The organism is Gilvimarinus sp. 1_MG-2023, assembly GCF_030548285.1.
The window spans coordinates 1-232 of sequence record NZ_JAUOSC010001825.1 but is presented as its reverse complement, the minus strand read 5'-3'; the positions used below and the strand labels follow the sequence as shown (position 1 = coordinate 232).

The following is a 232-nucleotide window of genomic DNA, read 5'->3' as shown; positions in this document are numbered from 1 at the left end:
ATGCCGGTGTGTACAGTAAATGCTTTCATGCTATTTCTCCGGATCAGAATTCGCGAACGTCAACAAAATGGCCTGCAACAGCAGCGGCAGCGGCCATTGCCGGGCTGACCAGATGCGTCCGGCCGCCATACCCCTGACGACCTTCAAAGTTGCGGTTAGAGGTGGAAGCACAATGCTCACCGTTACCGAGCTTGTCAGCGTTCATTGCCAGACACATGGAACACCCTGGCTC

General features: G+C 55.2%; 1 protein-coding gene. It reads right to left on the bottom strand.

Features of this window, described 5'->3' with window-relative positions; all coding sequences use genetic code 11:
* Positions 1-43: 43 nt before the first annotated feature.
* Positions 44-232 (bottom strand): aconitase family protein (locus Q4563_RS23010; RefSeq protein WP_303606201.1); only part of this gene is annotated, 189 nt, incomplete at its 5' end.